This window comes from Pseudoxanthomonas sp. GW835-FHT14C01, assembly GCF_058793715.1.
In genome coordinates, this window is record NZ_JBXAGB010000001.1 from 1,312,977 (window position 1) to 1,326,810 (window position 13,834).

At 67.2% G+C, this 13,834-nt stretch carries 12 protein-coding genes; 6 read left to right on the forward strand and 6 right to left on the reverse strand.

Annotation, left to right across the window (positions count from 1 at the left end):
* Nucleotides 1-63 precede the first annotated feature (63 nt).
* The 3 genes from AC1Q5B_RS05765 (at nt 64) to AC1Q5B_RS05775 (ending at nt 4,158) form a co-directional block, all read left to right on the forward strand.
* Nucleotides 64-720, forward strand: coding sequence for a hypothetical protein (locus AC1Q5B_RS05765; protein WP_492630756.1), 657 nt, complete (start codon nt 64-66; stop codon nt 718-720).
* A 23-nt stretch (nt 721-743) separates the two neighbouring features.
* Complete coding sequence (locus AC1Q5B_RS05770; RefSeq protein WP_492630757.1) at nt 744-2,120, forward strand: phospholipase effector Tle1 domain-containing protein; 1,377 nt, start codon at nt 744-746, stop codon at nt 2,118-2,120.
* A 97-nt stretch (nt 2,121-2,217) separates the two neighbouring features.
* Complete coding sequence (locus tag AC1Q5B_RS05775; RefSeq protein ID WP_492630758.1) at nt 2,218-4,158, forward strand: alpha/beta hydrolase family protein; 1,941 nt, start codon at nt 2,218-2,220, stop codon at nt 4,156-4,158.
* Between the two features lies 1 nt (nt 4,159).
* Here AC1Q5B_RS05775 and AC1Q5B_RS05780 read toward each other — a convergent pair whose 3' ends face one another.
* The 3 genes from AC1Q5B_RS05780 to AC1Q5B_RS05790 all read right to left on the reverse strand — a co-directional run bounded on the left by AC1Q5B_RS05780 (nt 4,160) and on the right by AC1Q5B_RS05790 (nt 5,814).
* A complete protein-coding gene (locus AC1Q5B_RS05780) occupies nt 4,160-4,534 on the reverse strand; it encodes a YciI family protein (protein WP_492630759.1) in 375 nt (124 codons plus the stop codon).
* A 79-nt stretch (nt 4,535-4,613) separates the two neighbouring features.
* A complete protein-coding gene (locus tag AC1Q5B_RS05785; RefSeq protein ID WP_492630760.1) occupies nt 4,614-4,862 on the reverse strand; it encodes a DUF3297 family protein in 249 nt (82 codons plus the stop codon).
* Nucleotides 4,863-5,214: 352 nt separating this feature from the next.
* Nucleotides 5,215-5,814 (reverse strand): fasciclin domain-containing protein, encoded by a 600-nt coding sequence (locus AC1Q5B_RS05790; protein WP_492630761.1) that lies wholly within the window; start codon nt 5,812-5,814, stop codon nt 5,215-5,217.
* 152 nt (nt 5,815-5,966) lie between these two features.
* On the opposite strand from AC1Q5B_RS05790, the gene AC1Q5B_RS05795 reads away from it, so the two are divergent.
* Together AC1Q5B_RS05795 and AC1Q5B_RS05800 are read left to right on the forward strand one after the other, a co-directional pair.
* Nucleotides 5,967-6,521: a DUF6630 family protein gene (locus AC1Q5B_RS05795; protein ID WP_492630762.1), complete on the forward strand. Its 555-nt coding sequence runs from the start codon at nt 5,967-5,969 to the stop codon at nt 6,519-6,521.
* A 63-nt stretch (nt 6,522-6,584) separates the two neighbouring features.
* Nucleotides 6,585-9,050: a mechanosensitive ion channel domain-containing protein gene (locus tag AC1Q5B_RS05800; protein WP_492630763.1), complete on the forward strand. Its 2,466-nt coding sequence runs from the start codon at nt 6,585-6,587 to the stop codon at nt 9,048-9,050.
* A 4-nt stretch (nt 9,051-9,054) separates the two neighbouring features.
* On the opposite strand, the gene AC1Q5B_RS05805 is transcribed toward AC1Q5B_RS05800, so the two are convergent.
* The 3 genes from AC1Q5B_RS05805 to AC1Q5B_RS05815 form a co-directional block, all read right to left on the reverse strand.
* Nucleotides 9,055-10,212, reverse strand: a complete 1,158-nt coding sequence (locus tag AC1Q5B_RS05805; RefSeq protein ID WP_492630764.1) for a cytochrome-c peroxidase — start codon at nt 10,210-10,212, stop codon at nt 9,055-9,057.
* Between the two features lie 3 nt (nt 10,213-10,215).
* Nucleotides 10,216-10,416, reverse strand: coding sequence for a hypothetical protein (locus tag AC1Q5B_RS05810; RefSeq protein ID WP_492630765.1), 201 nt, complete (start codon nt 10,414-10,416; stop codon nt 10,216-10,218).
* Between the two features lie 83 nt (nt 10,417-10,499).
* Entirely contained in the window at nt 10,500-13,064 is a 2,565-nt protein-coding gene (locus tag AC1Q5B_RS05815; RefSeq protein WP_492630766.1) for a TonB-dependent receptor, read from the reverse strand.
* Nucleotides 13,065-13,510: 446 nt separating this feature from the next.
* On the opposite strand from AC1Q5B_RS05815, the gene AC1Q5B_RS05820 reads away from it, so the two are divergent.
* On the forward strand, nt 13,511-13,681 hold the full coding sequence (locus tag AC1Q5B_RS05820) for a VOC family protein (RefSeq protein ID WP_492630767.1): 171 nt from the start codon (nt 13,511-13,513) through the stop codon (nt 13,679-13,681).
* Nucleotides 13,682-13,834 lie beyond the last annotated feature (153 nt).

A 13,834-nucleotide genomic window follows, 5' to 3' on the forward strand; every position in this document is an offset into this window, starting at 1 on the left:
TGCGGTGCTTAGAGTGTGAAAGCTTGCGCGCGTGGCGCTTCTGTCGTACAGAAGACGTCACGCATGACGCGAGAGGCCTATCCCATGCAGGGCAGGAAGCCGCCACCCTCCGTACGTTCCCAACGCCACGCGCGCTCGCTGGCGCTGGTCTCGGCGATGATCCTTTCAACCGCAGGATGCCAGGGCATGTCGATGACGCAGGAATCGGGAAACGCAAAGACCGCGGGCAGGATCGACAACACGGTCGCCGACTGGCCGCTGACGTTTGTCAGGCATAACTTCGGTGCCGTGAGCTACTCGACGTACGGGTGCAAGGTTCTCTACAACGGTTTCCTGCACCTATCGGACGATGACGATGTGTTGCGGATCTCCTCGGCGCGCGCGCATCCGGATGCGCTCAAGAAGCTGTCCGCCGGCTACCTGAGCGTCAGGAATTTCCCCGAACCCGCGAAGGTGACGTGGCGATCGTCAGACGGCGTTGCTCACCAAGCGGAAGTGGATATCGGTGAGATATTCAAGGACCAGAAGGTCCTGCATAACGTGCCGAAGGAAGAGGTTTTGGGGGATCTCGGCAATCCCGACATCATTCTGGAAGTGAATGACAGAACCATCAATGTCTACATGCGAGCGTTCGTGCCGACGCGCGAATTGCAGATTCCGGGCAACAGGTACAGCGGATTCCGCGATGACCTGATCCTGGCGTGGAGCAAGACCTACTGACACCCTCATCCAAGGAGAGGAGCATGGGAGGAGAACGACATCCGGACGGTGTCAGCACGATACCGGCGACAGAAGCGGACCTGGCCAGCTTTCCCGAAGCCAGCAGGCAGCTCGCGGCGTTTTCCGCCCCCGTACTGCATGACAGCAACCGGGCGAACGATCGCCTGTTCGTCGCGTCCTTCGACGGCACCGGCAACAGCATGCTCAAGGACGCGCCGGAGAACCACACCAATGTGGCGTTCATCCACGCACAGGTGAAGGCGCTCGAACAGCGTGCCGTGGAAGAGCACGGAAGCAGCACGATCGCGGGCGGGTACGTCGAAGGTCCTGGCACACAGGGAGGGTGGCGAGGCGGCATCGACTTGGCGACGGGCGGCACTTACGAAGCGCGCATGGAGGAGATGTATCTCCAGTTCATCCAGCAGGCATCGACGTGGCTGCGGGACAATCCCAATGCCGACATCCGCATCGCCGCCATCGGATTCAGTCGCGGTGCCGAGCAGGCGGCAGGCTTCACACGCATGGTGGAAGAGCGCGGCATCCAGGACCCGAGGGGTATGGACATCGTGCGCGATCGTAACGGCCACATCGAACGGCTCGAGCCTGCGCGCCCGAACCTCCGCGAACCCGGCACCGTCATCCAGGCCGTCGGCCTTTTCGATCCGGTCGGTACCGGCGAGCCGCGCGATCACGACCGCCGGCTGCCGCCGTCGGTGGTATCGGGTTTCCAGATCACCGCGGACGACGAGCGGCGCAACCTGTTCCAGTCCACGCGCGTGCTCGATCCCGGCGTGACCGACGGCGGGCGCTTCCTCAACGTCACCGTGGCCGGCGCGCACAGTGACATCGGGGGTGGCTACACGCAGGACGGCGTAGGCATCCGCAGCGGCAACGTGATGATCGACTACCTCAACGGACTCAGCGACCGGCCCTACCTGGAGAAGCGCGAAGAGCCGACCGATCCCGCCCGCAACGTCATCCACCGCTCGGAAGAGCATCAGTTCTTCTACCGTACCTCGGTCTACGACAAGGCCGGAACACGCGGTGTACAGGAAGAGCTCGCGCCCGCCTCGCTGTGCAGGATCGACTGTCTGGATGCGCAGCCGCGCAACGAGACGATGGCCTCGGCGCTGGCATGGCGGCAGGTAGAGATCGGTCCGGTACCGGCGACGCCTGCGGTCCCGGCAGAGGCGGTCCGCGAAGGCAGCATGGTCGAGCGGCTGCTCGACGCGGCGAAGCGGGGCGATGGTGGCGCGATCGAACGGATCTCGCGTGACCAGTTGCAGGGAGAGGCGGGTCAGGCATGGCTGCAGGGCGGCCGGCAGCGGCTGGAGCCCGCTCCCGTCGTACAGGTGCCGCCGGTCGAACGGCAGCAGGAGCCGGCCGCGCTGGCGCGCTGACACCGTGATCGCGATGGCGTGACCGCCTGCGCTTGTCCGTCGCCGTGCCGCTGCGCTTTAATCCGCGCGGGGACACGCGATGCCACGGGAGGCGTCCATGGGGTGGGGAACACGGAGTGCGGGCATCCTGCTGGGATGCCTGCTGGCACCGCTGGCGGTGGCGCAGGCACCGGTGGATCTGCAGCCGTTCCTGAAGAAGGACGTGCTGGAGACCCTGAAGATCTCGCCGACGGGCGAGTACTACGCGTTGACGGTGCCGCTCGAGGACCAGACCATCCTCGTCGTGCAGCGACGCAGCGACAAGCAGGTCACCGCCAAGATCACCGCCGGCAGCGACAGCGTCATCGATGACGCCTGGTGGGTCAGCGACGACCGCGTGGTCGTGTCGGTGGCCAAGAAGTACGGCTCCCGGGACGAGCCCTACGCGTCCGGTGAGCTGTACGCCACCAACGCCGACGGCACCATGCGCCGCCAGATCTTCGCGCGCTACGGACTCGAGGGTACCGATCTGCAGCCGCGCGCGGCCGAGCTCGTCGATCCGATGCCGGACGATCCGCGCAAGGTGCTGATCAGCATGTATGCGCTGGATACCTCGATGCCCAACACGCGGTTGATGGCACTCGACACCTACAACGGCAAGCTGGACACGCTCGCTACCGCGCCCGTGCGGCGCGCGGAGTTCGTGGTGGATGCCGCCGGCCAGGTAAGGTTCGCGATCGGTGCGGGCGACGACAACGCCAGCAAGCTGTACCACCGGGCCAGCGACAAGGCGCCGTGGGAGCTGATCAACGACTACAACGCGAGCCGCCGCACCGAGCTTCCCCTGGGGTTCGCCCCCGACGGCCGTACCGCCTACCTCCAGGTCGACCAGCGTACGGGACCGGACGCGATCGTCGCGCTCGATACCCTCACCGGCGATCGCAAGCAGGTGTTGCGCGATGCGGTGGTCGATCCCTATCGGATCATCCGCGCGGCCGGCGACCGCTCACCGGTGGGCAGCTACTTCATGCACGAGAACTTGCGCACGGTGTTCTTCGATGAGAAGTCGGAGACCGCGCGGCTGTATCGCAAACTGGAACGGGCATTTCCCGGCCACGCGATTTCGGTCACCTCGGGCACGCGCGACGGCAAGCTGAAGATCGTGAGGATCTGGAACGACACCAGCCCGGGCGACTTCTACCTGTTCGATACCACCAGCAACGCCGCCGACCTCATTTTCAGTCGCCGTAGCTGGCTGGATCCGGCGACGCTGGCGCCGAGCGAACTGGTGTCGCTGAAGGCGCGCGACGGCCTGCCCCTGCACGGCTACCTGACGCGTCCGGTCGGCAGCCAGGCGCCGTTGCCGCTGGTGGTCATGCCGCATGGCGGTCCGATCGGGATCTTCGACCGGTGGGAGGTCGACGACGAAGCGCAGATGCTGGCGCGCGCCGGCTATGCCGTGCTGCGCTTGAACTTCCGAGGCTCCGGCAACTACGGGCGTGCCCACATGCACGCCGCCGCGCGCGAATGGGGCAGGGCGATGCAGGACGACCTGACCGATGCGACGCGCTGGGCGATCGAGCGGAAGATCGCCGACCCGCAGCGGATCTGCCTGTATGGAGCCAGCTACGGCGGCTATGCCGCGCTGATGGGCGTGGCGAAGGAGCCGTCGCTGTACCGATGCGCTGCCGGTTACGTCGGCGTGTACGACCTGGAGCTGATGCATCGGCAGAAGTCGCGCAGCGCCAAGTGGATCGGCAACTTCATGAACGACTGGGTCGGCGACGACCGGGCCGCGCTGGCCGGGATCTCGCCCACCACGCTGGCGGCGCAGATCCGCGTGCCGGTGTTCCTGGCGGCGGGCGGCAAGGACGAGATCGCCCCGCAGGCGCACAGCGAGCGCATGGAGAAGGCGTTGAAGGCTGCGGGCGTGCCGGTGGAGACCTTGTACGTGCGCACCGAAGGCCATGGTTTCTACACCGAAGCCAACCAGCGGACGTACTACACGCGCCTGCTCGATTTCCTCTCGCGCCACCTCGGCGGCGCGAAGGCGAAGTAGCTCAGGCGCCGACGCGCCGGCGCACTTCGTCGAAGTCGCGCACCGGCCGCACCTCGATGCTGCCGGTGCCGATCCAGGGGAACTCCTGCGCGATCTTCACCGCCTCGTCGAGGCTGTCGGCTTCGATCAGGTTGTAGCCGCCGAGGATTTCCTTCGTCTCGGCGAACGGCCCGTCCACGATGCTGGTATTGCCGTTGCGCACGCGCACGGTACGCGCGGTGGCGCCGTGTTCCAGCTGCTGCGATTCGAGCAGCGTACCCTGCGCCTTCAGGTCGTCGGCGTGGGTGATGCAGCCGTGCATCATCTGGTCGAAGGCGCCCTCGGGCAGCGCTTCGAGCAGGGCATCGTCCGTGTAGATCATCAGCAGGAACTTCATGCGCCCTCCCGGCGTGCGGTGCAGGCCGGGATTGTGCCACGCAGGGATGTTCAGGCCATGTGCTGTGGCGCGGCGCCGATCACTCCGCGGCGGGCGAGCGGTACCAGGCTTCGACGGTGCCCTTGACCTTCATCGTCATCGGATTGCCGCGGCGATCCTTCGACTTGCCCACCGGCACGCGCACCCAGCCCTCGCTGAGGCAGTACTCCTCCACGTTGTCGCGCTCCACGCCGTTGAAACGGATGCCTACGCCCCGGTCCATCGCCACGGCGTCATGGAACGGGCTGCGCGGGTCGGAGGAGAGGCGGTCTGGCGGCGTATCGGACATGGGAAGGCTGCGTACGGAGAACGGGTGGGCAAGGATACCCGAAGCACGACATTCACCACGCCACGCGGTCGCGGTGCAGGCGAGCGTGTCCAGCAGCGCAGCCGGCCGACGCTGCATCACGCCTCGCGTGCATGGTTCCGCAGCACGTCGTGCCGCCGCGCCCTGAATTCTTCCGGCATGCGCAGGTACAAGCCCGGAAACGTGGCGGGAGGCGTCGGCCGGAAATCCGCGGTGGGCCGCCGCACAGGCGGGCATCCGGACCGGCGCCGCCACGATAGACCCTGCATCCGGCGGAAACAGAAACGCCGGGGCGGCCCACCACGACCTCCCCGGCGGTGCTGCCGTCGAGGAATTACGGCATCAGCACCTTGTCGACCACATGGATCACGCCGTTGCTGGCCTTCAGGTCGGCGCTGGTGACCTTGGCGACATTGCCCTTGGCATCGGTCAGGGTGACGCCCCCATCCACCACCTGCGCCTTCAGTTCGCCGCCCTGGACCGTCTTCAGCGTGGCGGTGCCGCCGTTGGCCTGGATCTGCCGGGTGAGCGTGGCGGCATCCACCGCGCCGGGTACCACGTGATAGGTCAGCACCGACGTAAGATCGGCCTTGCTTTCCGGCTTCAACAGCGTGTCGACCGTGCCGGCGGGCAGTGCGTCGAAGGCGGCGTTGGTCGGCGCGAACACGGTGAACGGACCGGTCCCCTTCAACGTGTCCACCAGGCCCGCGGCCTGGACGGCGCTGACCAGGGTGGTGTGGTCGGGCGAACCGATCGCGGTGTCCACCACATCCTTCTGTTCGACCGCCGGCATGGCGGCGTCGGCAGGGGCGGGATCGCTGGCCTCGGCGACCGGGGCCGGTGCGGCGCCGGCATCGGCTTCGGCGGTCTTCGGCGAACACGCCACGGCGGTGAAGGCGGCGAGCAGGGCGACGGAAAGGACGTTACGGTTCATGAGCAACTCCTGGGTGCATGGATGTGGGTTCGTTGTCGCAGGAACATCTACGCCGCCACCTCACACGCGGATGCATCACGTGGCCTTAATATTCAGCGAACCTCGACATCGTCGCGCCCCGTGCGCGACACGCCTTTCCGGACGACGCCACCATGACCCAGCCCGATCACGAATTCGATCCCGACGATAACTTCCGCCATGCCTTCGACGACGAAGACGACATGGATCTCGACGACACCGAAGCGCTGGTCTGGAACCTGCTGGTGCTGATCAATCCCGGCGACGAGGAAACCGCGTTGCGGCAGTTCGCCAGTTACCGCGACGCCGGCGGCGAACAAGGCATCGAGCCGGACCAGGTGCTGTGGACGCTGAAGGACGCGATCGACTGGACGTCCGGCTTCTACGTCGACGTGAAGGACACCGAATCCTTCATCGACTGCGTCAACCAGCTGGCCGCGCGCTACGCCATCGAGATCGACTGGGGCGGCGACAGCAGCGACGAGGAGTTCCTCGACGGCGCCGACGTGCCGACGCTGATGGCCGTCGCCTACGACCGCCTGCGCGAACACGGCTACACGCTGTGGAACTGGAACACCGGCAGCGACGCGTACGCAGGCTGGATGGCGCTGCGCCGCGACGACGACGGCATGCAGCAGCTGGCCGCGGTGATGGGCGTGGAGATCCGGCCGGGCAGCGACGCGTTCTGATCGCTTCCTGTCGACGGTACGCGCGCTAGACTCGACGGGTCGCCGTTCCCGAGATCGCCCGTCATGCGTGTGCTGTTGGCCTGCCTTGCCTGCCTGGCGTTGTTCGCGGCGAACGCTGCGCATGCGCAGGACATCACGACGCTGCTGTCGCCGTCCAAGCCGAAGGCGCCGGAAGCCATCGCGCTGGCCGACGTCCCCGGCCGCGCCGATGCCGACGAGCGCTACGCGGAAGAAGTGTCGTTGCGTGCGGCGCGCGCCGATCCGCTCGGGCGGCTGGTGCCGAGGCTGGCGGCCATCGAGAAGTCGGTGGCGGAGAAGAACGGCCTGTTCGCCTACGGGGAACTGCGCACGCTGCCCGTGCTGCGGCTGGAAAGCATGGAGCGGCACTGGAAGTTCGATGCGCGCCAGTACGCGCGCTGGCGCGGCGACATGCAGGCATCGGTCGCGCCGTATGCGCAGGATGCGGCCGAGCTGGCGTTGCGGCGCGCCGACTGGGAACTCACCCGGCAGGGCATGCCGGGGGACAGCACGCCGGAGGCGTTGCGTACGCGCGTGGACGCGGTGTCGGCGAAACTCCAGCAGGCCGAGCAGGCGCTGTCCTCGCCCCTGTCCGAACAGATCCGCCTGGGTCAGCGCGCCAACCTGCTTGCCGCGCGCATCCAGGCCGGACAGCAGGCCGTGGACGACGCCATCGCCTACAGCGACCGGCGCCTGTTCCGTCTCGATGCGCCGCCCTTGTGGCGCGTGCAGGACACCACCGTGCTCCGCCATGACGTGGCCGGCAGCCTGAAGCGGGAGATCCAGCAGGAGAACAGTTTCGTCGCGCAATACGCGGCGGCGGACGTCGGCAACCAGCGGCTGCTGCATGTGCTGCAGTTGCTGTTGCTGCCGGTCCTGCTGTGGGTCGCGTGGCGGCATCGCCGTCGCGGTGTCGATCCGACCGTCGTGCTGGCGACGGAGGCAGAGGCGCGCGTGCTGGGGCGTCCCTTCTCCACCTGGCTCCTGCTGTCGATGATCGGCGTGCTGGTGTTCGAACCGAACGCGCCGTTGTTCGTCCACCAGTTGGCGATGCTGGTCGCCCTGATACCCGTGCTGCGCCTGATGCCGCAGCGGGGGCGCCGGCTGCTGGGTCCGTGGCCGTATCTGGCGACCGCGTTCTACCTGCTGCAGCATCTGGCCGTGCTGCTGGTGGCCAGCGACTACCTGTACCGCCTCTACTACCTGGGGCTGTCCACGCTGGCGCTCCTGGCGACCGGCTGGCTGCTGTGGCGTTCGCGCGGCGAGCGCTTCGCCGGCGTGGCCGGTCGTGCGGGGCGCCTGGTGCACGGACTGGCGTGGGGCGGCGTCGCCGTGCTGTCGGCGGCGATCGCCGCGAACGTGCTGGGCAACGTGTCGCTGGCGGAAATGCTGACGGCCGGCATCATCGAGAGCGGCTACTTCGCACTGGTGCTGTATGCGGCGGTGACGGTGCTGGACGCTCTGTTGCGCCGGCTGGGCGCGCGCCCCGAGGTGCGTCGGCTGTGGCTGATGCGCCGGCATGGCGGCAACCTGCTCGACACGCTCTCGCGCTGGGCGCGCGTGGCGGCGGTGATCGGCTGGATCGTCTACACGATGAACCGTTTCCGCATCTTCCGGCCGGTCTACGACGTGGCGAAGGCGATCGTGACGCACCGGTTCGAATACGGCGAGCTGTCGATCAGCCTGGGCCACGTGCTGGTGTTCTGCATCGGCGTGGTGCTGGCGGTCTGGGTGGCGCGCACGCTGCGTGCGCTGCTGCGCGAGGAGGTGCTGCCGCGCATGTCGCTGCCGCGCGGCGTGGACAACAGCGTCGCCTCGCTCAGTTACTACGTGCTGTTGATGCTGGGCCTGCTGGCGGCGCTGTCGGCGGCGGGTTTCAAGATCGGCCAACTGGCCTTCATGTTCGGCGCGCTCGGCGTGGGCATCGGTCTGGGCCTGCAGGACGTGGTGAAGAACTTCGTGTCCGGGCTGATCCTGATGTTCGAGCGACCGGTGAAACCGGGCGACGCGGTCGACATCAGCGGCACGGCGGGCCGTGTGCGCAACATCGGCATGCGCGCCACCACCGTGCGGACCTACGAGGGTGCCGACGTGGTCGTGCCCAACGGTCTGCTGCTGTCGGACAAGGTGACCAACTGGACGCTGGTCGACCAGAACCGTCGCATCGACGTGGACCTCGGGGTGGCGTACGGGTCCGACGTGACGCGGGTGATGCAGCTGTTGCAGGAGACCACGCGCACCACGCCCGGCATCGCCGACGATCCGGCGCCCTCCGTGCTGTTCACCGGCTTCGGCGCCAGTTCGCTGGATTTCGCCATCCGCGCCTGGAGCCGGCGCTACGACGACTGGTCCGCCATCCGCAGCAACCTGATGATGCGGCTGCATACTGCGCTCGACGGCGCCGGTATCGAGATTCCGTTCCCGCAGCAGGATGTCCACGTCCGCTCGGTGTCCGAGGATCTGCTGCGCGCGCTGTCGCGACCGGGCGACAGCAGCGGGACCGGGGCTTAGGCGATCAGAGCGTCTGCAGGAACGCGGTGATCGCTTCCAGTTCGGTGCGGTGGAGGTCGAGCGGCTGCAGCAGTGGATCGGTCTGCGGGAACAGCGGGTCGCTTTCCTGGCCGGGCCGGGGCGTCGGCCTCGGCATGCCGGCGTTGTACATGTTCACGACGCCGCGCAGTTCCATGAAGCCACCGTTGTGCATGTACGGGCCGGTCCGGCCGACGTTGCGCAACGTCGGCGTGCGGAACTTGCCGCTGTCGGCAGGATCGCCGGTCACGCGGTAACGTCCCAGGTCTTCCTTCGACCGGCCGTAGAAGTGCAGGCCCAGATTGTGGAAGCGATTGTCCGTCAGCGCAGGGCCGCTGTGGCAGTTCATGCAGCGCGCCTGGGTGCGGAACAGGTGCAGGCCCCAGAGTTGCTGGTCGTCCAGCGCGTCGCGCCTGCCTTCGAGGAAGCGATCGAAGCGGTTGAAGCGCGGCACCAGGCTGCGCTGGTAACTCGCCAGCGCCTGCGCCACGCGCGCCATCGTGACCCTGTGCTCGCCGAACACCTGCGCGAACGCGACAGGGTAGTCGGTCTCGCGGTCGAGGCGCGTCTCCAGTTCGCGTGGCGTAAAGGCCATTTCCGTGGCGTCCTGGATCGGGTGCAGCGCCTGCGCTTCCAGCGTTGCCGCGCGTCCGTCCCAGAACAACGGGGATGAGAAGCCCGCCATCGCCACGTTCATCGCGTTGCGCTTGCCCGTCTGGCGATCGTGGCCGAACGACACGCTACGACCATCACCCCAGCCCAGTTGCCGGTCGTGGCAACTGGCGCAGGCGATCTGGCCGCTGCGCGACAGGCGAGGGTCTTCGAACAGGCGCTTGCCCAGCGCGACCTTCTCCGGCGTCTGCGGATTGTCGGCCGGTGCCGGCGCCGCGTCGGGCAGCGGTGCGAGTTCCTGCCAGGCCACGCCCGCATCCACCGTCGGCGCGGGCCACTCGGCGATGGGCCGCGCATACACCCGGCGCAGGCAATCGGCATCGATGCGGGGCGCACTGACGGCAATGCGCTGGCGGCACTCGGCGAGGGACTGCTCGGCGGTCGCCGTTTCCGTCCGCGACTGCGCGGCCGTCGCGGCGACCAGCAGCAGGCCCGGGATGACGAACAGGGTGGAAGGCCACCAGGCGCGCATCGTTCAGGCTCCTGCCAGCAACAGGCCGCCGATCGCGAGCGGCACCTGGACCAGGGCGATGAACGCGCGCAATGCGAGGGGCCACGCGCGAAGACGCCGCAGCGCCCACAGCCCGGCGCAGGCCGACATGCCGATACAACCCATCGCGAACAGCGCGAAACGGCCATCGCGCCATGCCGGGTCGGACCCGGAGGCGGCGAGCATCAGGACCACGTGCGCCGACACCACGGCGGGCAGCGACCACAGGAGCCCGTGGGGAAGAAAGGATCGTTGCCGCATAGCCCGGCCTAGAAGCGGTAGCCGAGTTCCAGCCAGTAGCTGCGGCCGGGCTCGTAGTAGGAGGTCGCGCCGATGCTCCCGCTCAGCGGGTTGCGTCGGTTGAAGACGTTCATGGCTTCGACGCGCACATAGGCTGACTGCTGGCGCGGAAGTGACAGGCGGTACTCCAGCGTCGTGTCCCAGGTGAAGGTGCGTGGGGCGTCGTAGCTTTCGATCACGTCGATCGTCTCGCCCTGGTAGTCCTCGGCCCCTGTCACCGTGAAGCCGGTGAAGCCGGCGCGATAGCGCAGGAAGTTGCTCCACATCAGGCCCCATGCAGGGATGCGCGTCTGGGTCGAAAGCCGCGCCGTCCAGGGGCGGTTGTAACTCGCCTGCGGCAATTCGTAAGCATGGATCACGCTGCCCTCGTAGCGGACCAGGCGATTGTAGGCGCTGTCCGTGTAGCTGCTCTCGTAATCCACGTAATTGCGGCGCACATCGGTGTGGTCTAAGGCGAACTGCAGGTGCGTTTCGCTGCCGTGCCATTCGAAGGGACGCTGCAGGCCCAGGCTCAGGGTGCTGGTATCACTGCGGCTGCGGCCGGCGTTGACGTACTCGTAGACATTCGCGGAGTAGTAGCCGCTGCCATCATCGCTCGGTACGCGGCGACGAAGTACTTCGTCGCGTCCGTCCCGCCGGACATGCTTGAGATTGATGTCCAGCCCGGCCCAGCGTTGGTTGAGGCCAACGTTGAACTCGTCGCTGTAGGGGATGTCCAGTTCCTCGAAGCGGTTGTTCGCCGTGTACCGTCGGCTGACCGACCAGAGCAGCGACGGCGCGGTGCGGGTGTAGGTCGTCTGGAGGTTGTCGCGCCCCTCGCGCAGCTTGTAGGTGAAGAAGCTGCGGCCGTAGTAGCGGTTCACACCGGCAGTCAGCAACGTGTCCTGGTTGCCCGCCACGTCCCAGGACATCGCGAAGCGCGGCGCCACGGTGGTCTTGTCCATCATGTCGTCGCCATCCACGCGGATGCCGGGCCGGAAGCTCCAGCGGCCCAGTCGGATGTCGTCCTCGGCGAACACGCCCCACTCCCTGAGCTTTGCCTCGAAGTAGCCCGCGCTGTAGAGGTTGCGCGTACGGAAGAACTGGCCTCTTCCCGCCGCCACCGCGCCTGTGCCGCTGACGGTGGTGTAGACCGGCGACAGCGAGCAGGCCTCGGCATCGACGACGCCATTCGCATCCGTGCACGACGTCGTGCGGCCGGGGCTGAGGAAGCTGTAATGGTCATTGAGGCGGTGATAGGTGCCCAGACGGTCGCGGTACTGCAGGCCGAACTGCAGCGCGTGGCGACTGCTGCCCCACGCCAGCGCATCGCGACGCGTAGTGAGCGAGTAGCCGATGCTCCGGTTGCGCTGGTCGATGTCGCCCCAGTTGCCTTCGAAGCTGCTGTTGTTGACGCCCCAGTCGTACGCCGGCGAACGTGCCCAGGCTTTCCAGTAGTTCACGCCCTCCGGCACGCGGCGCGAGCTGTCCAGGTCGCTGTAACTCAAGACCTGGTCCAGGTCCCACGCGCCCACCTCAAGCCCGATCCGCAGGCTGCCGACGGGCCCGCCCTGCTTGAGGTCGAAGTAAGAATTCCTGGCGTTCTGAGTGAAGTAGCGCTCGTCCGTTGGCGCGTGGGTGAAGCTGCCCGACAGCGCGACACCGTCGCCGGCCCAGTCCAGCCTCACGCTGGCGCTGGTGTTCTCGCGGCGCTGCTCCTTGATCAGTTCGTCGCTGACGCTGACGTTTCCGGCCGAGTAGCCGCGCAGCGGTATGTCGGAGCGGGTGCGGATCACGTTGGCGATCCAGCCCAGGCCGTTTCCGGCGCGTCCTTCCAACATCGCCGACACCCGGTATTTGTCGTACACCGGCTGGTTCGTGTACGTCGAGGACTGCGAAATGTCATCGCCGTCGGGCAGGATCATTTCATTCCATACCGAACGCGACATCCGGAACGAGATCTTGCCGCCGAACGCGTCGCGAGCTTTGCGGCTCTCGGCATCCACCACGCCACCGCTGAACCCGCCGTAGCTGGCGGGCACGTTGCTGTCGTAGACGGTCAATCGGCCGATCAGCTCGGTGTCCAGTGCGATGCCCTGGGTGGCGCTGGGCACATCGGCAAGATCGTGCGGATTGGTCGCCTGCGGATCGATGTCGTTGTTGAAGCTGGTGCCGTCCAGCTGCAGCAGGTTCTGGTAGTACTGCCCACCGTTGATGCTGATGTTCGCGGGGCGGATCTCACCCATGCGGTTGGACGAGGCGAAGGCCGAGTCGTCGAACTGCACGTTCGGGTTGATCCGCAGCAACGTGCCGATGTCGCCGTTACCCTTTACCTGGTCCTCGATATAGCGCTCGTTGAGCACCATGCCTTCCTGGTACGGGAACAGGCGCTTGCCCACGACCTTCAGCGTGTCCAGGGTGGTGGGCTTGAGGTACTCCGGCGGGCTCGCCAACGGTGTGGCGGAAGACGAGGCGGGAGCATCGGAAGGTGCGGGGTCGGTCGCGTGCGCGCCGGCGGACAACGCCGACAGGATCGCCAGAGTCAGGAGTTTCATCGAGTTCTCGGAGCGGGTGGGGCCCGGAGGGCACGTTCCGCTGGCGGTGAGAACTTCTGAGAAGCGACTCGGTGCTGGCTGATCGGCGCGGATTGTGCGCGCTAGGTTCAGTTGCGTCAACGCCGCCGATGCTGCATGCGATGTCGAAACCACCGCGCATGGATCGTCGCATCTGCAACCTTCCAGGCGTTTGCGATGACGCGACCCTTCGATGCCCAACGGCTTGACCACATCGTGCTGCGCGTGCGTGACCTCGCGTGCAGCGTCGCGTTCTACGGCGACGCGCGCGGCTGCCGTGTCGAGCGGCGGCGCGAGCATCCGGGGCTCGTGCATCTTCGCGCAGGCGCGCTGATGATCGATCTTGTCGACATCGACGGAACACTCGTGCGCGAGGTGGTGCGCCCGCCGGCAGCAAGCGTCGCAATGCGGACCCTCTCTGCCTGCGCATGGCGTCGTTCGACGCGTCGGCGCTGTTCGCGCATTTCGCCGGCTTCGGCATCGTGCCGGACGGTCGGGCGGAGATGAACGTCGGGGCGGAAGGCGATGACCTGTCGCTCTACGTCAAGGATCCCGACGGCAACACCCTCGAACCGAAGGGACCGGCTGGCGGCGGTTGATGCTGCGTGAGGTGTGGCGATCGTTTGCGGCGGGCCAGACCGGCATCGCCGACGACCCGACGACCCGGCGCCCCGCGTGCGGGCCACCGGCCTCGGCGCCAGCACGCTCGACTTCGCGATCCGGGCGTGGGCCCGCGCGTTCGACGATCCGTA